Genomic DNA, 21353 nt, shown 5'->3' with positions numbered 1-21353 from the left:
TATCCAAGTTCTTTTTCTGTTTAAAGACAGCGAAGTAAGAGTTTCCGAGAATGAAGAAAAAGGCGACTGAAATCAGCCGCCTTTTCTTCATTTAGAAACACTTTTATTTTATTGCGCTTGAACAGAAACGCTCTTATCTTGCTCATCAGGTTTAACAAGTGCATAACTTTCCCACGATCTACTTCTCCATCGGAAGAACATAATAATCGCCCGCGTCCATTCATCGATAGCGATCGCTAGCCAAATACCAACGAGACCCATATCTAAATGGAAGGTGAAAAAGTAACCGAGTGGTAAGCTCATTAACACCATGGAGAATGCTCCGATTAAAACAGGATATTTGGCATCTCCAGCCGCACGAAGTGAATTAATGATGACGATGTTCATCGTCCGTCCTGTTTCCAGTAGTACACTTAGTAAAAGAACGCTTGCTCCTAGAGAGATAATATGAGGATTATCCGTAAATAATCCCATTAATTGTGTTCGGAATGTAACAACGAGAATGACCATAAATAGAGTTACACCAATCGCCCATTGTACACTTTTCCATACACGTGTGTACGCTTCATCTTTTTCATTTCCGCCAACTAGGCGTCCAACGATAATAGCTGTTCCCATACCGATAGCAATGGCGAATAAATAAGTGAACATGGAAATGTTAGTAGCGTATTGTCTTGCTGCTAATGATTCCGTACCTAAGTATGTTGCGTAATATAAGAAGACAATTTGACAAGCTTGATACATGACTTGCTCGAATGCCGATGGAATGCCGATCTTTAAAATTTTGCCAACGTATTCTTTTGATAAAGTGAAGTAATATTGTAATTTCACACGGTATTCCATAACGCGATACAGTAACCAGAAGAAAACGATAAGTGCGATTAACCGGCTGACAGCAGAAGAAATAGCAGCCCCTTGCACACCAAGTTCAGGGAAACCGAATTTCCCGAAAATAAGTACGTAGTTTCCGGCGATATGAATAATATTCATTCCAAGCGAAACAAACATTGCTTGCTTTGTAAAGCCGTGAACGCGGATAATTGCGGCTAATGAGTTAATAATAGCTTGAAGGAAAATAGCTCCTCCGACGATGGATAGATAGCTTTGTGCATACGTTAGTACATCGCCTTGTAAATTCATTGCCATCATCATATGTTTTGAAAATAAAAGAAAACCAGCGCTTATAATGAGTCCGACCACTAAATTTAATGTGACGGCTAATGCTGATATTTTTGATGCTTCCATAAAGCGTTTAGAACCGAGGTATTGGGATACAACGATAGCTGCACCATTCCCGATGACTTCTAGTACTAAAATCGCGATATGAAGGTATTGATTCGCTGCACCAACCCCAGATACAGCATCGTCTGATAATGCACTTAACATGAAAGTATCAGCGATCCCCATCAGCATAAAAAGAAAAACTTCTAGAAAAATAGGCCATGTTAATAAGAATAAACTTAATTTCTCTGTTGGCCCGTTTTTTGAGCGAATTGCTGTCATGTCCGTCCCCTCTTTACCGATATCTATTTTTAGCAAAGTGTATCGTAACACACTTTCATATCCTTTGCACTTATTTTAGCCTACATATTTTCAATATGAATAAACCTTCATTTTATGACAAAAAAGGAAGAATAATTATACGTAAGATATTATAGGATATAAAATTTGTTTTTCTCTGATAATTTAGAAAAGTATAAAATTTGGTATTTTTAACACTTTAGTTCAATAAATACGCAGTATGAAACGTTTACAAATATACTGAACGTTAACAGAAAATTTTAATAAAATAGAAATATAAATATACAAAGAATATATTTGTGTGTATAATATGAATTATTAGAACATATATATATTTCTTTCTGTTTGAAAATGAAAGGGCTAACATTTTTTTGGAGGGGTGGAAGTATGAAAAAAAAGATACCAGTTTTTGTAGCATCAACAGTAGCAATGAGCATGATTTTAGGGGCATGTAGTTATGATAAGGATGAGCCGCAAGCGAACGCAAAAGGGGATAGCGGGAAAAGCGGTGCGAAGCAAGTTATTAACTTAATTGAAACACAAGAAATTCCAACGATGGACCCAGCGTTATCAGCTGATGCAGTTTCTTCAAAAGTAATGAACAATACGATGGAAGGTCTATACCGCCTTGGGAAAGATGATAAATTAGTTCCAGGTGTAGCGAAAGAATTCCAAAAGTCAGAAGACGGTAAAAAGTATACATTTAAATTACGTGAAGATGCAAAATGGTCAAATGGTGACCCTGTAACGGCGAAAGATTTCGTGTATGCATGGCAAAGAGCGATTAATCCAGATACAGCTGCGAAATCGGCGTACATTATGTACGATATAAAAAATGCTGAGAAAATTAATAAAAAAGAGATGAGTCCAGATCAATTAGGCGTGAAAGCGATTGATGATCATACATTAGAAGTAGAATTGGATAATTCTATTCCATATCTTGTTGATTTAATGGTCTATCCGATCTTCTATCCTGTTAATGAAAAGTATGTGAAAGAGCAAGGTGTGAAGTTTGGTTTAGAAGCAAATACAACACTTTATAACGGACCATTTACATTAAGTGATTGGCAACATGAACGTAGCTTCAAAATGACAAAGAGCCCATCATATTGGGACAATAAAGAAGTGAAGCTCGAGGAAGTAAACTTTAATATTGTAAAAGATACATCTACGCCAATTAATTTATATGAAACAAACGCAGTCGATCGAGCGACGTTATTAGCAGAGTTCATCGATAAATATAAAGGAAAACCAGATTTCAAAACGGTAGAAGATACTTCTGTATTCTTCCTTCGCTTAAATCAAAAAGACCCAGCTTTAGCAAATAAAAATATTCGTAAAGCAATTTCTCTTGGTTTTGACCGTAAACCATTCGTTGATACATTATTAAATAACGGTTCTAAGCCAGCGACGGGATTAATTCCTGACAATTTCATTAAAGGACCGGATAAACAAGATTTCCGTGCTGAAAATGGAGATATTGTAAAACCAAATGTAAAAGAAGCGAAAAAGTATTGGGAAGCTGGTAAAAAAGAGCTTGGTAAAAACGAAATTGAATTAGAGTTATTAAATGAAGATGTTGAATTATCGAAGAAAACTGGTGAATATTTAAAAGGTGAGTTAGAAAAGAATTTACCAGGATTAACAGTGAAAATTAAACAACAACCATTCGCGCAAAAACTAAAATTAGAAGATGCTGGCGATTATGTAATGTCATTCTCTGGATGGAGTGCAGACTTCCCGGATCCAGTTACATATCTTGATATGTTTGTAACTGATGGAGCGCAAAACAAAATGAAGTATTCTAATCCGAAGTACGATGAGATTATTATGAAAGCGAAAAAAGACGGAAGCGATGTAAATGCTCGCTGGAAAAACTTATTAGAAGCAGAAAAAATGTTACTTGATGATGCTGCGATTGTTCCAGTATATCAACGTGGTAGAGCATATTTACAAAGAGAAACAATTAAAGATATGTACAACCATAAGTATGGTGGCGAAGTAAGCTTCAAATGGGCATCAGTAGAGAAATAACAAAAAAAGCAGGTGATTACCTGCTTTTTTTAGTACGTACGTTTTTTATAAATGCCTTTTCCGCCAACTTGGTTCCAGCCAGATTGTACATCTAAACTTTTGTTAACAAACTTCATTTTTTCTTTCCCACCAAAGAGTTTTTCACCGATGCTATTTGTAATGACACCAATCAATGCTGTTATTCCGATGATGAGGGTAGCAACAATGATAAAATCAGTAAAAAAAGCGATCATATGCACATTCCCCCTTTGCCTGTCTTTATTTTTATTGTATGAGATAAATGGTAAAAAAGAAAGAAATGTCAGAAAAATATTCGATTTACTTTAGAAAGCATATAGACATGAGCGGGGAGATTTGTTAAAATGAGAACAAGTGTTCTTTTCGTTTCTAATCTTTAGAGTCTTACATTTCTCAATTGTTTTGTCGGGAAAAGGTAAGAAAACGTTCTCTTTTTAATGGGGAAGATTATGAAACTGTAATTGTATATCAAGTGAAAATTATTGTAGAAAGCAAGTATCAAAAGGGTTGAAGGCCGTTGTTAAAGGACAGTTTTAATGAGTGTAATCATGTTACATAGCAGTGGAGTACACGGAGAATTTTTCTCAACTAGCAGTAAATTCACTGTATATTTCTTGCAAAAACTATTGTATAATGATTATAGAAGTTACTTATTAAAAGTAATTGTTGTTGCTTACATGAATTGCGATTTTTTACTTTGCTATAAGACAAGTTATCGCGAAAAATTGCGGAAGTTAGAAATTTAAACTGTAATTAGTACAGAATTTGTACTCTTTAAGGAGAGTGAGCTTTGTATGGTAACATTATATAGTTCTCCAAGCTGTACGTCTTGTAGAAAGGCGAAATTATGGCTAGAGGAAAATCATATTCCTTATACAGAACGTAATATTTTCTCAGATCCATTAACGATTGATGAGATTAAAGAGATTTTACGTATGACAGAAAGCGGAACGGATGAGATTATTTCTACTCGTTCAAAAGTTTTCCAAGAATTGAATGTGAACTTAGAGTCTTTACCACTTCAAGATTTATATAAGATGATTCGTGACTATCCAGGTATTTTACGTCGTCCAATTATGATTGACGAAAAACGCCTTCAAGTAGGTTACAACGAAGACGAAATCCGTCGTTTCTTACCACGTACAGTAAGAACGTTCCAATTACGTGAAGCACAGCGTCTTGTAAATTAATTATAATAATATGAAAACCTTCTACCTATTATAGAGTAGAAGGTTTTTTTTTACTGTTTAACATTACGTAATCGCACTTGTTGAACGATAAAGCCTATGCATAAAATCGTGAAAATGAACAAATAAGGGATACTTGTGGTAAAACTAGGATTATGATGAAAAAACGTTGCAAGTCTGTCTTCATGTGTAATCATTTTTCCTGCTGTATAGGCGAGAACTGCTGCTCCGCAATAAATGAGAAATGGAAAGCGTTCCATGAGTATTAAAATAAGTTTGCTTCCCCAAATGATGATCGGGATAGAAATGAATAAACCGATAATTACGAGTGAAAGTCTTCCGTGAGCTGCTCCTGCAATGGCAATAACATTGTCAAACCCCATAACGAGATCCGCGAATACAATTGTACGCACAGCTTGAAATAAAGTTGTTTTTCCTTTGATAGAAGAAAGATCGTTGTTATTATCAGTGAGTAAATTTACCGCAATTAATGTGAGTAAGATTCCGCCGATGAGTTGTAAAAATGGGATATCAAGTAAATAGACAGCTAGTATTGTGAGGAGAATTCGTAGCACAATTGCTAAAATAGTACCAATCAAAATGGCTTTATTTCGTTTTGCTTCAGGTAAATTTCGGCTAGCTAGTGCGATGACAATTGCGTTATCGCCACCTAGTACAACATCGATACCGACAATCATTAGTACAGATGTTAAAAACTCTAAGTCCATTCGTCTGCCTCCATTTATGATGTTTTAATAAGCGAAATATATGTATGTGGTGAAGAAAGTTTGTCTAGTTTTGATCCCGCGCCCCCCCGGGTACAAAATAATCACCTATAATAGAAGTTTCACTTTATTACAGTGTACGGGGGAATATGGGAATGTATGTCCAAATTTTTTGTGAACAGTGAATTGGTATGATGGTATATTTATCCCGATTAGTGCGAGCTAATAATCAGTGGAGGATGAAAAAAATACTGATTAATGTTTCACTTTATGTAAACGGTCGAATACAGATAGGTATATAACTATTTTTGTAAAATAAATCGATTTTATTTCCATTCTGGAGAATCTTATCATAAAATGAGAGTACAAGAATCTATTGTTTTGTCATATGAGTGGGGAATCCCTTCATAATAATTCTGAGCAGGAAGGGAGAGTTGTATTTTGGATATTGAAAGAATTAATGACCATACGATGAAATTTTTTATTACGTACATTGATATAGAGGACAGAGGGTTTAACCGTGAAGAAATTTGGTATGATCGCGAACGAAGTGAAGAGCTCTTTTGGGAGATGATGGACGAAGCTCGTGATCATGATGATTTCTTTGTCGATGGACCGTTATGGATTCAAGTGCAAGCAGTCGATAAGGGGATTGAAGTACTTGTAACGAAAGCGGAGCTTTCAAAGGATGGACAAAAGCTGGAACTACCAATAGGTGTGGATAAAATTATAGACATTCCTCTAGATGAAGGCATCGAATCATTATTCCAGCAAGAATTAGTGGAAGAGGTAGAAGAACAAGTAGGAACAAGCTTTAATGAAGATGGTACGTTTGGCTTTTTAATTAAGTTTAATGATTTTGAAGATGTCATTTCATTAAGTCATCGTCTTATCTTTGAAGATATAAAAGATGAATTGCATTCATTTGAGGACCGCTATTATGTATATGTGGAATTTGATGAAGTGCTACATGATGAAGAAGAGATTGATCGTATTTTAAGTATTGTTTTAGAATATGGAGAAGAATCTACTTTAACGATTCACCGTGTAAGTGAGTATGGGAAACAGGTTGTGAAAGAGCGTGCGCTTGAGACAATTCGCAACAATTTCCCTCCTAAAATGTAGGCCGATTTCTATAGTATGAAATCGGCTTTTTTTATGAAGAATAGGAAGGCTTTCTTATTTAGGGGGTAAGAGATGAAAAATACACTAAAACTACTTTTCTTTTTTCTACTACTGTTCGCATTATTTGTTTCATTACGCATGTTTATTGATGTAGCATTTTATTCGGATGTCATGGGGATAAAGGATGTTTCGATTTTAGGTATTATTAGTATTTTATTTACGGTTTCCGCATTTTTAATTGGATGTGTTATTTTCTTAGAAAACCGCCATCCGTCAAAAACACTTACGTGGTTAATCGTACTAGGTATTTTTCCAGTGTTCGGTTTCTTTGCTTATCTTTTATTTGGACAAAACTTTCGCAGAAAAAGAATGTTCCAAAAGAAGGCATTACTCGATGAACAGGCGTTTTTACAATATAAGGGACACGAAGATTACGAAGAACGGATTTTACGAGATCATAAGCATCAAGAATTGTTATTTCGTTTAGCAGATCGACTCGGTGCTTTAAATATTTCATTTCAAACTGAAACGAGGACATTAACAAATGGAGACGAAACGTTTCAGGCAATTTTAGATGGGTTAAATCGAGCGAAACACCACATTCATATGGAGTATTACATTGTGCGTGATGACAAGCTCGGTACAGAAATTAAAGATATTTTAATAAAAAAATCAAAAGAAGGCGTTGTCGTTCGTTTTTTATACGACGCGGTTGGAAGCTTTAAATTATCAAATTCGTATATTGAAGAATTGAATGATGCAGGAGTAGAAATGATTCCATTTTTCCCTGTGCGTTTTCCGATTTTAAACGATAAAATTAATTATCGAAACCACCGAAAAATCGTTATTATAGATGGAAATGAAGGGTTTGTAGGTGGATTAAATATTGGTGATGAGTATTTAGGGAAGGATAAATATTTCGGTTTTTGGCGAGACACGCATTTATATTTACGCGGTGAAGCAGTTCAAAGTTTACAGCTGATTTTCCTTCAAGACTGGTTTTATATGACTGGTGAGGCGGTATTAGCACCTGAATATTTACAAGCGGAAGCAGTTGAGGGTGATCATTGGGGCGGCGTCCAACTTGTTGGAGGTGGACCAGATAATAAATGGGAAACAATTAAACATTTATATTTTGCAATGATTGCTTCAGCTAGGAAATCGATTTGGATTGCAACACCATACTTTATTCCAGATGATGATATTTTATCTGCATTAAAAGTAGCTGCACTTGCTGGTATTGATGTTCGTTTGTTAATGCCAAGTAAGCCGGATAAGCGCACTGTCTTTTATGCATCAAGATCGTACTTTCCGGAGTTATTAGATGCAGGAGTAAAAATATATGAATATGAAAAAGGTTTTCTTCATAGTAAAGTCGTTATCGTGGATTCTGATCTCGCATCAATTGGGACAGCTAATATGGATATGAGAAGTTTTCATTTAAACTTTGAAGTAAATGCCTTTTTATATGATACAGATAGCATTCGAAAGCTCGTTCAAGATTTTAAAGACGATTTAGAAGAATCAAGTGAAATTCATGTTGACCGATTTCATAAGAGACGTCTTCATAGGCGGATTGTTGAATCGACGTATCGGTTATTATCACCCTTATTATAGAAAGAGATGTCCTAATTTAGGACATCTCTTTTTTTGAAAGGAATTTGTAGTAAATTGTAGAATACAAGGAGTTGAAAGGGTGTGATTGTGATGTTTATTGCAAGGAGAGAAAACGGAGAGAAAATTCATCTATTATATAACCGGGATGAAGAGCTTTTACGCGAAATGCGTAAACGAGAAAAATTCTTTTGTACAGCTTGCGGAAAAGAAGTGCAAATGAAATTAGGAAAACAGAAGAGCTGGCATTTTGCTCATAAGAAAGTGGATTCATGTCTTACCTTTTATGAAGCAGAATCCATGTATCATATGCACGGTAAAGAATTGTTATATAGCTGGTTAAAACGTCAAGATTTTCATGTAGATATAGAGCATTATCTGCCGGTAATCCAGCAACGGCCAGATATTTACGTAGAGAGAGCGGATAGAAAAATTGCGATTGAATATCAATGTGCAAATCTTTCCGTAGAGCAGCTTTATAAGCGAACATATTCGTATTGGCAAGCTAGTATACAAGTCATCTGGATAATCGGTGGAAATCAGTTGAAAAAGCAATCCGCCTATTGGATGACATTCTCCGCCCTTATGGCGTTCTCCTTACAACCTTATCCTCAGCCATTTCTTATTTTCTTTTGCCCGAAACAAAAATCGTTTATGAAATGCGCATTTATCACTCCGTTTTCTACAAATGTTTCTTTCTCACATACTATTTATTTACCAACCGATACGACTACTGTTGACATGCTCTTTTCTCCCGTTCCTTTCCGGAAAGAGTTATTAGGACAAGAATGGAAGAGAAAAAAGAACCATTTTCGGCAAAACGCTCTATCTATCTGGAATTATAATCATAAGTCACTACTCCGCCTCTTATATCAATATAAATGTACCCCAGCGAGTTTTCCTTCTGAAATCGGTGTCCCGCTCCCATCCTCATTTGCTTTTCAAACAAATCCATTTATATGGCAAGCTTCTCTTTATATGAAGTGTATAGGTATGCTTAAGGTAGGGGAGTATATTTCTCTGCAAAACGTATGTAACTATGTGGCAAAGTATACGAAGAGGCGTCTACTTCCGTATTTTGCACAACATATATGGAAGGTAGCAGTTGCAGAGTATATGACATTTTTATGTTATGTAGGTGTATTAATAAAAGTAGATATTAATAAGTATCGAAAAATAAGAGATATTATGTTGTTAAAAACAGAGGAAGAAATTATGAAATATGATGAAATTTGCTTAGCGCATGCACTATCTCTATTTGAGACAAAGTACAACATGAGAGAGGGAAAAGGGGATATAATAAAGACTGATCGTGAAGGAATTACATAAGAAAAATCGAATTGTACTTAAGTAGAGATATTATAAGGAGGGCTTAAAGAATGGCTGAAAAAAATACAGTAAAATCATTACCAAATCGCAATGAGATTGAAGAAGCAAACACATGGCGATTAGAAGATATTTTCCAAACAGATGCAGAATGGGAAAAAGAATTCCAAGCTATTAAAGAGCTATTGCCAAAGTTAACTGAATTTAAAGGGAAGCTTGGCGACTCTGCAGACAATTTGCTTGAGGCATTGCAATATGAAGATGAAATTTCAATGCGATTAGGTAAGCTATATACATATGCACATATGCGTTACGATCAAGATACAACAAACTCTGTGTATCAAGCATTAAATGATCGCGCAACAAATTTATACTCACAAGTATCTAGTAGCACAGCTTATATCGTACCTGAAATTTTATCTATTTCAGAAGATACATTGCAAACTTTCTTACAAGAAAATCGAGAACTAAGTGTATATGAGCATGCATTAGAAGAAATTACACGTCAACGTCCGCACGTATTATCTGAGGCAGAAGAAGCGTTATTAGCAGAAGCATCTGAAGTGATGAGTGCATCAAGTAATACATTCGGTATGTTGAATAATGCGGATTTGAAATTCCCATCTATTAAAGGTGAGGATGGAGAAGAGGTAGAAATAACACATGGTCGTTACATTCAGTTTTTAGAAAGTGATGATCGTCGTGTGCGTGAAGATGCATTCAAAGCTGTATATGAAACATACGGAACATATAAGAACACATTTGCAAGTACGCTAAGCGGGGCTGTGAAACGTAATAATTTCAATGCACGCGTTCGTAAATACGATTCTGCACGTCAAGCTGCATTAAGTAATAATAATATTCCTGAGGCGGTGTATGATCAACTTATTGAATCGGTAAATGATAATTTACACTTACTACATCGATACATTGATATTCGTAAGCGTGCCCTAGGTCTTGATGAGCTTCATATGTACGATTTATATACACCACTTGTACCAGAAGTGAAAATGAATGTGAAGTATGAAGAAGCGCAAGAAATGTTATTGAAATCTTTAAATGTACTTGGTGATGAATATGTTGAAATTTTAAAAGAAGCATATGAAAATCGCTGGGTAGATGTATACGAGAATAAAGGAAAACGAAGCGGAGCATATTCATCTGGTGCATACGGAACAAATCCATATATTTTAATGAACTGGCATGATAATGTAAATAATTTATTTACACTTGCTCATGAGTTTGGTCATTCAGTGCATAGTTACTATACAAGGAAGACACAACCGCACGTATATGGTGATTATTCAATCTTCGTTGCAGAAGTAGCTTCAACTTGTAATGAAGCGCTTCTAAATGATTACTTATTGAAGACGACAGAAGATAAGAAAGAGCGTCTATATTTATTAAATCACTATTTAGAAGGATTCCGTGGTACTGTATTCCGTCAAACAATGTTTGCAGAGTTCGAGCATATCATTCATAAAAAAGTACAAGAAGGACATGCTGTTACGCCAGATATGTTAACGGAGATTTACTACGATTTAAATAAGAAATATTTCGGGGACGCTTTAGTAATTGATAAAGAAATCGGTTTAGAATGGTCTCGTATTCCGCACTTCTATTACAACTATTACGTATATCAATACGCAACAGGATTTAGTGCAGCGACAGCTTTGTCAAAACAAATTTTAGAAGAGGGACAACCAGCAGTAGAACGTTACATTAACGAATTCTTAAAAGCTGGAAGCTCTGATTACCCAATTGAAGTGTTGAAAAAAGCAGGAGTAGATATGGCATCGCCAGAACCTGTAAAAGAAGCATTACAAGTATTTGAAGAGAAGTTAAATGAATTAGAAGCACTATTGTTTGAAGAGAAATAATGAGAAAAGACGAGGGATTTTATCCTCGTCTTTTTTGTTTGGAACATTTTCTCAAAAGTACACGATGTCGATATTTGTCGAATAATTAAGGTGATTTTCTTTACTTTTTCTATATGAGAAGGAATTTTTACGACTTATTTTTGTAGTTAAAATCCTTTAAATCGTTTTCTATAGTTGAAATAAGAGACAGCGATGACGATAACTCCGAATAAAAGAGGGAAGGCAATAATTTTAGGAAAAGCTTGTAATAGAGAGAGGATATACAAGAAAAAAGAAACAATAACACATAGAAAGATAAGAAATATATGAGACTTTTTCATAAGGAAACCTCCTAAATTGCTTTTTTTATAGCTTATTCAAGAATGAAAACGTTTAGAATGTGACAAAAGTGTGAAATTCGACAAAAGGGGTTGTCATCTGACGTCGAATCTTGTAATATAATAAGCGTGAACGAATTCACATACAAACATATACCCCTTTGTTTGAACGTGAAAATTTCTCCCATCCCCTTTAATATTTTTATAAGCCGTAAAGAAGAAGACCTGGTGTTTACACCAGGTCTTTTTCTTTTGCTATCCATTTCCAATAACGCTCGCACTTCACTTCAATCATTTGTACTTTTCGTTTTAGTTGTAATTTCTTTAGTTCACGCTCTATTTCTTGTTGAGGGCAGTCATATATAAATGAGATTTCCTTTGAAGAAATAAATTGTGTTGCTTCTAGTAATACTTCTAAAGGAGGTAATGGCTCTGGCTCAATCTCGCATTTTACAAGTTCTTTTAATAGCTGTACGTATACATCATAGGAATAAATTCCTGCGATTTTAATACCTTCCTCATCTGAATTTGCATGAAAAAATAGGAGGGAAGGTATTTCTGTAATATGCATCTCATTTGTGAATTTTAGGTCGCATTGGAAAGCTTTTTTTGCGCTAACTGAGTGTAGGTCTTTTTTAAATTCCTCTACATCAATGCCACTATCTTTAGCGCATGTCAACAATAATTCACAGTCAGGGTTTGATACATTTTCAAGAAGAATGTATTCTTGGAGTTTTCGCAAAAATTTCGAACCTGCTTTTCGGCCTTGCAACTCCGCCGCCTTAATTGCCATCGAAACTAAATATGGTGTTGACGATGCCTCTTGCATATGTACTTTTCCATCACATGAAAACCCTTGTAAACTTGTTGTTTTTTCCCACACAAATCGAATATTAGCAGGTTTATTCCATTTGTGTGAGGAAGCGTTTGCTCCGTCCACTTTTCCTGTTACGATATGACGAATAGAGAAGTATTTCCCATACTCAAGCCATAGTTTAATAATAAATGGCTCGATATCCCAGCAATCTTTACAAAGTGGATCAATAAATAAATATGCTTCTACAGATTTATGCTCGCATGTGGAAGGAGAAGGCATATTTATATGCTTTGCTTCCTGCTTATCCATTACACTTCACCTGTTTCATTTGGAGTATTGACCATATGTTGAGCAGTTAATGCTAAACGTTCAAAAACAAACTCTCTTATATGACCGTGCACTCCTGTATCATCCATTGCTTGCTCCATACATGATAGCCAAGCTTCTGCGCGTTTTGGAGTAATCTCAAACGGAAGATGGCGTGCTCTTAGCATAGGATGACCATGTTCTTCAGTGTATAAATTAGGACCACCTAAATATTGTGTTAAAAATTGTTTCTGCTTCCTAGCAGTTTCTGTTAAATCATCCGGGAAGATCGGAGATAAGTCAGGGTGTTCACTGACATAGGAATAAAATGTATCCACTAATGTTGCAATGCATTGTTCACCGCCAATTGCTTCAAATGGTGTCATCGGTTGCTTGCTCATCCTTTATAAACTCCTTTTTCCATGAAATGTATATCTATTGTAGCAATGGAATGTTATGAAGGGCAACTAAACAGCCTTCATAACATTCTTTGCTTATTCTATATGTTGCTAATAAATCTGCACTTTCCAAAAAGGTGAAACATAGCCACCAGTAAATCACTTCTGCACTGATGGAAATTTTACTTTAGCGCTCTTCGTTTTGTTTGGCAAGGAAAAAGCGTTTTACTTTGTTGTTTGTATGACGAACTGGTACGTTATGTTGCTTTAATAACCTTATAAATGCTGCTTTACCGGTCTTTTCATCTTGCACTTCGTATTCAATTTCATAATCATCGTGATTGTAATAGAAACTATGATCAAAGACAAGCGTTCCGCCTTCAAATAATGTTTCAGCTCTTTCAGTTGTTAAACTACCCATATAAGTTAAAGAGGAAACGGGAATTTGTAATTTGTGTAGCTGATCCATTACAGTTCCTTGAATGAGTGCGTTTGTTTCCATCATAAGTTTTGCTTCTTTTTCTGTTACAGACTGATGAGTTTCTAATAAACCAATTTCAGCAGGTTGTTTTAATGTTAATGTATAAGTTCCATCTTTATGACGAATACGAAGTGCAGAGCCTGCATCTTTTAAAGAGAAGTGAGGTGTTTCAAAGTAGTGATTCACTTGTTTTGTAAATGCTTCAATAGAAAAAGATTTGCATAATGTTTGGAATTCTTCCTCTGTAACCATATTTTTAAATTCAATTTCAATTTCTTGTGTCATTTTATGCGCTCCTTTTGAAAAATAATTCTTTCCACATTATCGCTTTTTCGCAAATTTGGTTCAATGTTTTATTTGTTTGCGTCCATGTTATGATACAATAATACTGTTAAGTAAGACAGGAAGTTGAGATGGAGGAGTTTGAGAATGCAAAATAAAATTCAAGTTAAGAGCGTAGAAATGAGAGAGAATGCGCTTATTTTTTGTGCGGAAAATACTGAAATAGAGGTAAAGGAGTTAAGTGCGCGTAATCACGTACTTGTAGACTCAGACAATTTATCATTTTTATATATCTTAGAAAATGAATCATCTTTCATTTATGTAAGTATTCCGCATACATGCTGGGAAGCAATGCATGAAGCGATGAATAAAGATACAGCGATGTTTATTCGCGTGAATGATGTTGAAATAGAATTAGAAGGATTAAAAGAAGAAGTAGAATATTTAGTTGAAAATATTGAAGGTAATGCAAATTACGGAGAAGAATTAGTAACTGCTGTAGAAAAAGTGTTTCTATAAGCAAATGGATTGATTTTGGTGGTGGTTGAAATGAATCGTAATTGGGAAGAATTTTTAGCGCCTTATCACCAAGCGGTGGCGGAGCTGAAAGTGAAACTAAAAGGAATGCGTACTCAATTTGCAATGTTAACGGAGCATTCTCCAATTGAGTTTGTAACAGGAAGGGTAAAGTCGGTTGCAAGTATTATTGATAAAGCGGAGAAGAGAAATGTACCGCTAGACCGAATTAGAGAAGATATGCAGGACATCGCGGGCCTTCGAATGATGTGTCAATTTGTTGATGAGATTAAGCCTGTTGTAGAATATCTTCGAAAACGAAATGATTTTGAAATTGTGGAAGAACGTGATTATGTAACGCAAAAGAAAGATAGCGGCTATCGCTCTTACCACGTTGTCATTAGTTATCCTGTTCAAACGATACAGGGAGAAAAAAAAGTGTTAGTGGAAATTCAAATTCGCACGTTAGCAATGAATTTTTGGGCAACGATTGAGCATTCTTTAAATTACAAATATAGTGGACGTTTTCCTGAAGATATTAAAATACGCTTACAACGTGCAGCGGAAGCGGCGTTTTTATTAGATGAAGAAATGTCTTCCATTCGTCTTGAAATTCAAGAAGCGCAAAAGGTCTTTTCACGAAAGCAGGAAACGAAAGATTCTGAATCATAAACTAAAGGGTGTTGGGCGATGAAATTTACAATTATGTCAAAGGGTGATCAATCATCAGATACACTAGCAAGTACGATGAAAGAATACTTGCTAGATTTTGGGTTTACAATGGATGAAAAGGAACCTGATATTGTAATTTCTGTTGGCGGAGATGGAACGCTTTTATATGCATTCCATCGTTACTATAATCGATTAGATGAAACCGCATTTGTTGGTGTACATACAGGACATTTAGGTTTCTATGCAGATTGGTTACCAACGGAAGTAGAGAAGTTGGTGATTGCAATCGCTAAAACACCGTTCCAAGTGGTTGAATATCCACTTTTAGAAGTAATTATTCGCTATGTGAATGGTAGTAAAGAGTCGCAGTATTTGGCGATGAATGAAGCGACTGTAAAAAGTGCAGAAGGTACATTAGTAACAGAAGTGGAAATACGCGGAGAGTATTTCGAAACGTTTCGCGGAGATGGTCTTTGTATTTCTACTCCTTCAGGAAGTACCGCGTATAATAAGGCGCTTGGCGGAGCAATTATTCACCCTTCTATTGAAGCGATTCAAATTGCAGAAATGGCATCTATCAACAATCGTGTATTTCGTACGGTAGGTTCGCCGCTCGTGCTGCCGAAGCATCATACATGCGTTTTAAAGCCGGCTGCAGGAATGAACTTGCAAATTACGGTGGATCATTTGACGATGGTTCATCAAGATGTGAAATCAATTCAGTATCGCGTTGCAAACGAGAAAGTACGATTTGTTCGTTTCCGTCCGTTCCCATTCTGGAAACGTGTTCGTGACTCGTTTGTTGCAGATAAATAGAGAGGGTTTATATATTTGAACAGATTTACATTGAAATGGGATATAGGGCTAGCTGAAGAGGGAACTTTAGTTAGAGAATTTTTGAAAACAAAAGGGATTTCGAAAGCTGCTTTAACGGATATAAAGTTCCGCGGGGGAGCAATTGAAGTAAACGGTCAACACACGAGTGTTCGTCACAAGTTACAAGCTGGTGAAGAGTTACAAGTCTTTTTTCCAGTGGAGGAAAGAAGTGAAGGGATGGAAGTGGAAGAGATCCCTTTATGTATCGTATATGAAGATGACGCGGTTCTTGTTATAAATAAAGAAGCAAATATGTCGACAATTCCGTCTAGGGAGCACCCGTCAGGAAGTGTTGCAAACGCTCTTTTACATCATTATGATAAACAAAATCTTGCAAGTACGGTGCACATTGTGACGAGGTTAGACCGTGATACTTCAGGGCTTATGTTAATTGCGAAAAATAGATTCGTTCACCACCTTTTATCGAAGCAGCATCAACAAAAAGGGGTGAAACGAACGTATGAGGCAATCGTTCATGGGACTATTTTAGAAGAAGTAGGAACGATTGACGCGCCAATCGGACGAAAAGCGGATAGTATTATCGAGCGAACTGTCTGTGAAGATGGTCAAAGAGCTGTTACTCATTTTAGAGTGATGGAGAGTTCTTCCGATAAGACACATGTAGCGCTTGAGCTCGAGACGGGAAGAACACATCAAATTCGTGTACATATGGCATATATAGGACATCCGCTACTTGGGGATGATTTATACGGCGGCCGAAGAGATGTGATAAAACGCCAAGCGCTTCATAGTACATCTTTGACGTTTTATCACCCTATTTTAGAAAAGGAAATGACTTTTACCGTAAGTATCCCAGATGACATGCAATCCGCTTTACATAACAATTAAAAGGGAACAAAATTCTTATTGAACGAAGAATTTTGTTCCCTTTTTTTAGCGGAATAATATTAAAATTTGATGTTCACCAGTACGTTTGATAACGAAAAAGCCACTTTCAGCTTTTGTAGCAATGCCGTCATCATTTGGACGACAATATCCGTGTGTTTCGCAAGTACCGTCATCACGTACTAACATTTGTCCAATTAATCCGACAGGAAGCCACTCAGTACGGTCTTTTCTTGATATATACTTACAAGCTGGATCCCATTCTGTATTTAAAAGGGGTTGTATTTCTTGTTTGTTAGTACGTGTATATTGACGTTTTCCGAAGCTATCTGTTTCATAGCGTTTTTGCCAACTTAAAGCACCGCTATTTCCTATGAGAGCAGGAGTAGCGCTAGATATGCCTAATATGAATGTATCATTTGAAGTAGCTTTTCGAATTTTTTCTTCGTTACTAAATGTAATGAAATAACCGACATCAATAGGGCTATGATCTGCTGCCTCAAACATTTGTGCAAAATCAGTACCACCTGCATTGTAAGAAGCGCCATCGATATACATTTCTCCGTTATGGGCAAGCCATTTGGCACCTATATTATAATCAGTGTCATTTGTCCCATTTGCAATAAACCAGGAATAAGCTTCTTCTGCTGTACCAAATTTACCCATAATATGGCTGCCTGCAAAATTAGCTGTTGATGTATGATTTCCTTCCGCATGAGATGAGAATCCGTTAGCGATAGTTGCGGTTCCTTCTGCATGTGCTGCTTCGCCGAAAGTAATTGTATGCTTTCCTTCCGCGTGAGAATAAGGACCGCCTGCTGTCGTTTCACTTCCTTCACTATGCGAACTATGTCCAGTTGCCTTTGTTTTTGAACCTTCTGCATGAGAAAAGGCACCCTCTGTATGAGTAAGAAATCCTTCTGCATGTGAGGCTACCCCGTCAGCCGTAGAGTGAAGGCCCTCCTTATATGCGTATCTGGCTACTTTTTCATTCTCAGCAGGAGTAGGTGAAAGTATAGGGGGCTGAGTGATAGTAGAATCCTCTTTTTTTATTTCATTGGTTAAAGTTAATCTCTCTTTTATTTTTGTTACTTGCTGTATAATATTGGTGGGAATTTCAGCCTGTGCTTTTTCTTTAATTGCTTTAGGAATTTCAGCCTGTGCTTTTTCTTTAATTGCTTTAGGAATTTCAGCCTGTGCTTTTTCTTTAATTGCTTTAGGAATTTCAGCTTGGGCTTTTTCTTTAGTTGTTTTAGGAATTTCTTTGTTTATATTCTCCTGTAAATTCTTTGACTCAAGTATAGGCTCATTGTTATGAGAAAAGCGTTTCTTTTTTTGTAGTGCCTTTATTTTTCTGTTATCTATAATTCGTTTCATAACAGCATGTTCTAAAGAAATATATGTTCCTCTCGTTTTCCCTGTTTTTGTTTCCACATGTTCTTCTATCTCTTCAATAGCCGCAGCTCGTATGCTACACCAGTTGTTAATTCCATATATGGGATGATATAAAGGAGAGAAATTTCTTTTTTGTTTAGATCGTTTTTTCTTCATTCCGTCACCTCCTGCGACAGTATATGCCGCATAGTAAAAAAAAGATGCACTTCATAGCATCTTTTTTTACTGTATGACCGATTTTTAACGAGGAATTCGCCTAGAAATCATTCTTTATACGTACTCGGAATGAATTGTACAAAGGTAAATGTAATTATGAAATTGGGCGGAACTTCTCAGTGACAAAAGGTAGGGAAGAAGGAACGGAAATGGCCTCCATTTCAGGATAACGAAGTCCAGTTAGTTTGCCGCCAAATACAGCGCCGGTATCAATATTGATTGTATGATTCACAAAGCGAGGCTCGTTGACAGGTGTATGTCCATATATAATCCATGTTTCTCCCTTATACTCTTTCGCCCAATCTCGGCGTACAGGTGAGCCGTCAGGATGCTTTTCTCCTGTAATATCACCATATAATACAAATGTTTGCACTTTTTTATCATGTCTTTCTATGTAATCCTGACGAATGCCAGCATGGCATACGATTAATTTCTTGTTATCCAGTATGTGATACAGGGGGGACTGCTCGTAAAGCGTAATGAACTTTTCTTTTATGATTTGTTGTTTATTAGAAGGTAATGCTTCATATTCGGCAACAGTTGTTTCGAGTCCATGAGCGATTGAAACATTACGCCCAAGGAAAAAACGATACAGTTTATTACAGTGATTCCCAGGCGCATAATAAGCTTCTTTTCTATTTATTACGAGCTCCCATACGATTTCAATCATACGTAATGAATGAGGGCCTCGGTCTGTAATATCACCAACGAACGCCAGCTTTCGTTTGGCGTTATGTATAGGGAGACCACTAGCCCAGCTGTATCCTAGTTTCGTTGTTAAATCTTTAAACTCTTGGAAGCATCCGTGAATATCACCTATAATGTCATACTTCATATGTAAACCTCCAGTTCATCTTTTCATTAGTATATCTAAAATGAATATAGAAAAAAACATACCGGTTTTCCGATATGGTTCATTTAAACATAAAGATTTGTGTTCTTGAACGTACGTTTAAAATAAATCCAATAGCAATCATGTATGTGAGTAGTGAACTCCCGCCATAGCTCATAAGAGGTAATGTTATTCCTGTAATAGGGAGTAAACCGATTGTCATCCCAATATTTTGGAATACTTGGAAGGTGAACATTCCGATTGTACCAGCGCAAATATAACTACCGAAAGGTTCATTGCTTTCTAAAGCGATATGGATCATTCGGTAAATGAGTAAGAAAAAAAGTGAAATAATAACACTTGCTCCTAAAAAACCGAATTGTTCAGCGACATTTGTGAAAATAAAATCTGTATGTGGCTCTGGAAAATATACTTGTCCATTTTCCCATCCTTTTCCTTGCATTTCTCCTGATCCGGTAGCTAAAAATGCCTGTCTTAATTGGTATCCTTGTGCGTCATATTCGTAAGGAGATAACCAGCCATAGAAGCGGTTTAATTGATATTCTTTAAGAATATGCTCTTTAAAGAACTCTGGATGAGTGAAATAAATATATATTAAGGTAGAGCCTATGACGAAAATGACGGAGGTTAATCCGAGGATAAGGCGCCAACGTATACCAGAAACTAAAATCATTGCTGCAAGCATCGCTGATATTACCATAGTGTTTCCTAAATCAGGTTCTTTTGCGATTAAAAGTAGTGGAGGTAAACTAGCTGCGAATATTTTTCCAAGTAAAATAAAATCGTCACGGGTTGTCCGGAAAAAGTACTTTTCATTATGATTTACTATAATTCGTCCAATGATGATAATTAAAAATAATTTCATAATTTCAGAAGGTTGAAAGTTTCCGATGCCTGGGAGTCTATACCATGCGGTAGCCCCTTTAATCGTAACGGCACCCGGAACTTGAAGTTCTAGACCAATAAGAAGTATGAGGGCAAAGCTATACAAATACCAAGCAATTTGTTTATATCGATCGAAATCAATAATCATAATAACGCCAATGGCCACAAATCCAATGACATACCATTGAATTTGTTTTAATGCAAAATTTATGTTTTGTAAAAATGGTGGTAAAGAAGCTTGTGCACTTGCAATAGCAAAGCAGCTAACAGTCCCAATGGCAAATAAAATAAAGATTAGTATGTAGTCTATTTGATATTGAGAGTTCGTATCTTTCACGGTATGTATTCCTTTCTATCGCCTAGTAAGTGTGATGATGACGTGATTGCAAAAAAATAATATGCAAGTAGACTGTTCATACATTTATTCCACTATTTATGGAAAGTCATACATAATAGGAAGGAATATCTCTTTTGTAATTATATTCAAGTTATAGGGAAGATGTACATCCGCATTTAGAATGAGGTTGGGATGTTATCTATAAAATTGCGAAAGCAGTAAAACTGATACCAGTTTTACTGCTAAGGAAACAATTATGCAATTTTTTCAATAATAATTGATGCCCCTGTACCAACAGCTAGTGATAATATCGCCTCTATACCAATTACTTCAACTGATACTGGAGCTGTTGTAATTTGTATAATCGCTTGGATAACGATAGGTGTTCCAAGTGAAACTAAGTTTCTTACAGCACCTGGTACTGCTAGGCCATTTACTTGAATTTCAATGCCACCGAGTAAACCTGATGTTGCAGTATATGCGATAACAGTAATTTTATATAATCCATTTTGGTGTATGGTGAAAGTATCGCTATCTAATTGAGTAATCGCTGTACCGAGCTGTGACCCAGCGGTATTAAATGGTACAGGCGTGTTAATCCCAACGTTGATGCTACTCGCAGCGGAGTTAAATGCGTACAATCCTGCTGGAAGTCCTAATCTAGATGGTCCAGTAGCACCAGTAGGTCCGGTAGTACCAGATGGTCCAGTAGCACCAGTAGGTCCG

The 21353-nt window shown here is 36.2% G+C and carries 20 protein-coding genes; 10 read left to right on the top strand and 10 right to left on the bottom strand.

Features of this window, described 5'->3' with window-relative positions:
• Positions 1-108: 108 nt before the first annotated feature.
• Positions 109-1554 (bottom strand): MATE family efflux transporter, encoded by a 1446-nt coding sequence (locus JTF23_RS19020; RefSeq protein ID WP_070146320.1) that lies wholly within the window; start codon positions 1552-1554, stop codon positions 109-111.
• A 354-nt stretch (positions 1555-1908) separates the two neighbouring features.
• Here JTF23_RS19020 and JTF23_RS19015 point away from each other — a divergent pair, with 354 nt between their 5' ends.
• Positions 1909-3555, top strand: a complete 1647-nt coding sequence (locus JTF23_RS19015) for a peptide ABC transporter substrate-binding protein (RefSeq protein ID WP_078180015.1) — start codon at positions 1909-1911, stop codon at positions 3553-3555.
• Between the two features lie 29 nt (positions 3556-3584).
• Here JTF23_RS19015 and JTF23_RS19010 read toward each other — a convergent pair whose 3' ends face one another.
• The gene (locus JTF23_RS19010) at positions 3585-3788 is read right to left on the bottom strand and encodes a hypothetical protein (protein WP_000559981.1); all 204 of its coding nucleotides are present in this window, start codon (positions 3786-3788) and stop codon (positions 3585-3587) included.
• 579 nt (positions 3789-4367) lie between these two features.
• On the opposite strand from JTF23_RS19010, the gene spx reads away from it, so the two are divergent.
• Positions 4368-4763 carry a transcriptional regulator Spx gene (gene spx, locus JTF23_RS19005; RefSeq protein ID WP_002011348.1) on the top strand — a complete coding sequence of 132 codons (396 nt, stop codon included), beginning with the start codon at positions 4368-4370 and terminating at the stop codon, positions 4761-4763.
• A 50-nt stretch (positions 4764-4813) separates the two neighbouring features.
• Here the strand turns inward: spx and JTF23_RS19000 are convergent, their stop codons facing one another.
• Positions 4814-5488: a TerC family protein gene (locus tag JTF23_RS19000; RefSeq protein ID WP_204209387.1), complete on the bottom strand. Its 675-nt coding sequence runs from the start codon at positions 5486-5488 to the stop codon at positions 4814-4816.
• A gap of 438 nt (positions 5489-5926) precedes the next feature.
• On the opposite strand from JTF23_RS19000, the gene mecA reads away from it, so the two are divergent.
• From mecA to pepF, 4 genes are all read left to right on the top strand, one after another.
• The gene (mecA, locus tag JTF23_RS18995) at positions 5927-6610 is read left to right on the top strand and encodes an adaptor protein MecA (protein ID WP_002158885.1); all 684 of its coding nucleotides are present in this window, start codon (positions 5927-5929) and stop codon (positions 6608-6610) included.
• 72 nt (positions 6611-6682) lie between these two features.
• On the top strand, positions 6683-8227 hold the full coding sequence (locus JTF23_RS18990; protein WP_002201375.1) for a cardiolipin synthase: 1545 nt from the start codon (positions 6683-6685) through the stop codon (positions 8225-8227).
• A 90-nt stretch (positions 8228-8317) separates the two neighbouring features.
• Positions 8318-9553 carry a competence protein CoiA gene (locus JTF23_RS18985; RefSeq protein ID WP_078180052.1) on the top strand — a complete coding sequence of 412 codons (1236 nt, stop codon included), beginning with the start codon at positions 8318-8320 and terminating at the stop codon, positions 9551-9553.
• A 50-nt stretch (positions 9554-9603) separates the two neighbouring features.
• A complete protein-coding gene (gene pepF / locus JTF23_RS18980; RefSeq protein WP_078180018.1) occupies positions 9604-11430 on the top strand; it encodes an oligoendopeptidase F in 1827 nt (608 codons plus the stop codon).
• Positions 11431-11979: 549 nt separating this feature from the next.
• Here the strand turns inward: pepF and JTF23_RS18975 are convergent.
• From JTF23_RS18975 to JTF23_RS18965, 3 genes are all read right to left on the bottom strand, one after another.
• Positions 11980-12873 (bottom strand): ClpXP adapter SpxH family protein, encoded by an 894-nt coding sequence (locus JTF23_RS18975; protein WP_002158882.1) that lies wholly within the window; start codon positions 12871-12873, stop codon positions 11980-11982.
• The gene (locus JTF23_RS18970) at positions 12873-13271 is read right to left on the bottom strand and encodes a globin domain-containing protein (protein WP_000043388.1); all 399 of its coding nucleotides are present in this window, start codon (positions 13269-13271) and stop codon (positions 12873-12875) included. Before JTF23_RS18970 ends, JTF23_RS18975 begins: the two co-directional genes overlap by 1 nt.
• A gap of 184 nt (positions 13272-13455) precedes the next feature.
• On the bottom strand, positions 13456-14034 hold the full coding sequence (locus JTF23_RS18965) for a CYTH domain-containing protein (RefSeq protein ID WP_002158881.1): 579 nt from the start codon (positions 14032-14034) through the stop codon (positions 13456-13458).
• A 144-nt stretch (positions 14035-14178) separates the two neighbouring features.
• On the opposite strand from JTF23_RS18965, the gene JTF23_RS18960 reads away from it, so the two are divergent.
• Genes JTF23_RS18960 through JTF23_RS18945 form a run of 4 tightly spaced genes read left to right on the top strand, consistent with a single transcriptional unit; the run spans position 14179 to position 16944 of the window.
• A complete protein-coding gene (locus JTF23_RS18960) occupies positions 14179-14550 on the top strand; it encodes a UPF0738 family protein (RefSeq protein ID WP_002149812.1) in 372 nt (123 codons plus the stop codon).
• Positions 14551-14580: 30 nt separating this feature from the next.
• Positions 14581-15219 (top strand): GTP diphosphokinase, encoded by a 639-nt coding sequence (gene yjbM, locus JTF23_RS18955; protein ID WP_002201371.1) that lies wholly within the window; start codon positions 14581-14583, stop codon positions 15217-15219.
• Between the two features lie 18 nt (positions 15220-15237).
• Positions 15238-16035, top strand: a complete 798-nt coding sequence (locus JTF23_RS18950; RefSeq protein ID WP_000673196.1) for an NAD kinase — start codon at positions 15238-15240, stop codon at positions 16033-16035.
• A gap of 15 nt (positions 16036-16050) precedes the next feature.
• A complete protein-coding gene (locus tag JTF23_RS18945; protein WP_204209386.1) occupies positions 16051-16944 on the top strand; it encodes an RluA family pseudouridine synthase in 894 nt (297 codons plus the stop codon).
• Positions 16945-16989: 45 nt separating this feature from the next.
• Here the strand turns inward: JTF23_RS18945 and JTF23_RS18940 are convergent, their stop codons facing one another.
• The 4 genes from JTF23_RS18940 to JTF23_RS18925 all read right to left on the bottom strand — a co-directional run.
• Positions 16990-18492, bottom strand: coding sequence for a peptidase G2 autoproteolytic cleavage domain-containing protein (locus JTF23_RS18940; RefSeq protein ID WP_204209385.1), 1503 nt, complete (start codon positions 18490-18492; stop codon positions 16990-16992).
• 154 nt (positions 18493-18646) lie between these two features.
• Positions 18647-19387, bottom strand: a complete 741-nt coding sequence (gene prpE / locus JTF23_RS18935; RefSeq protein ID WP_204209384.1) for a bis(5'-nucleosyl)-tetraphosphatase PrpE — start codon at positions 19385-19387, stop codon at positions 18647-18649.
• A gap of 79 nt (positions 19388-19466) precedes the next feature.
• Complete coding sequence (locus JTF23_RS18930; RefSeq protein WP_078180022.1) at positions 19467-20627, bottom strand: FtsW/RodA/SpoVE family cell cycle protein; 1161 nt, start codon at positions 20625-20627, stop codon at positions 19467-19469.
• Positions 20628-20881: 254 nt separating this feature from the next.
• Positions 20882-21353: BclA C-terminal domain-containing protein (locus JTF23_RS18925; protein WP_483862071.1), on the bottom strand; the 472-nt coding region annotated here is incomplete at its 5' end.

Source organism: Bacillus sp. RIT 809, from assembly GCF_016892495.1.
GTDB classification, from domain to species: Bacteria; Bacillota; Bacilli; order Bacillales; family Bacillaceae_G; genus Bacillus_A; species Bacillus_A cereus_U.
This window is presented reverse-complemented; position numbering and strand designations above follow the sequence as displayed.

What these genes read in the sequence shown, in the direction of transcription:
- JTF23_RS19015 (WP_078180015.1), top strand. Translation starts at nt 1,909, where the DNA reads ATGAAAAAAAAGATACCAGTTTTTGTAGCATCAACAGTAGCAATGAGC.
- JTF23_RS19010 (WP_000559981.1), bottom strand. Translation starts at nt 3,788, where the DNA reads ATGATCGCTTTTTTTACTGATTTTATCATTGTTGCTACCCTCATCATC.
- spx (WP_002011348.1), top strand. Translation starts at nt 4,368, where the DNA reads ATGGTAACATTATATAGTTCTCCAAGCTGTACGTCTTGTAGAAAGGCG.
- JTF23_RS19000 (WP_204209387.1), bottom strand. Translation starts at nt 5,488, where the DNA reads ATGGACTTAGAGTTTTTAACATCTGTACTAATGATTGTCGGTATCGAT.
- JTF23_RS18990 (WP_002201375.1), top strand. Translation starts at nt 6,683, where the DNA reads ATGAAAAATACACTAAAACTACTTTTCTTTTTTCTACTACTGTTCGCA.
- JTF23_RS18985 (WP_078180052.1), top strand. Translation starts at nt 8,318, where the DNA reads ATGTTTATTGCAAGGAGAGAAAACGGAGAGAAAATTCATCTATTATAT.
- pepF (WP_078180018.1), top strand. Translation starts at nt 9,604, where the DNA reads ATGGCTGAAAAAAATACAGTAAAATCATTACCAAATCGCAATGAGATT.
- JTF23_RS18975 (WP_002158882.1), bottom strand. Translation starts at nt 12,873, where the DNA reads ATGGATAAGCAGGAAGCAAAGCATATAAATATGCCTTCTCCTTCCACA.
- JTF23_RS18970 (WP_000043388.1), bottom strand. Translation starts at nt 13,271, where the DNA reads ATGAGCAAGCAACCGATGACACCATTTGAAGCAATTGGCGGTGAACAA.
- JTF23_RS18965 (WP_002158881.1), bottom strand. Translation starts at nt 14,034, where the DNA reads ATGACACAAGAAATTGAAATTGAATTTAAAAATATGGTTACAGAGGAA.
- JTF23_RS18960 (WP_002149812.1), top strand. Translation starts at nt 14,179, where the DNA reads ATGCAAAATAAAATTCAAGTTAAGAGCGTAGAAATGAGAGAGAATGCG.
- yjbM (WP_002201371.1), top strand. Translation starts at nt 14,581, where the DNA reads ATGAATCGTAATTGGGAAGAATTTTTAGCGCCTTATCACCAAGCGGTG.
- JTF23_RS18950 (WP_000673196.1), top strand. Translation starts at nt 15,238, where the DNA reads ATGAAATTTACAATTATGTCAAAGGGTGATCAATCATCAGATACACTA.
- JTF23_RS18940 (WP_204209385.1), bottom strand. Translation starts at nt 18,492, where the DNA reads ATGAAGAAAAAACGATCTAAACAAAAAAGAAATTTCTCTCCTTTATAT.
- prpE (WP_204209384.1), bottom strand. Translation starts at nt 19,387, where the DNA reads ATGAAGTATGACATTATAGGTGATATTCACGGATGCTTCCAAGAGTTT.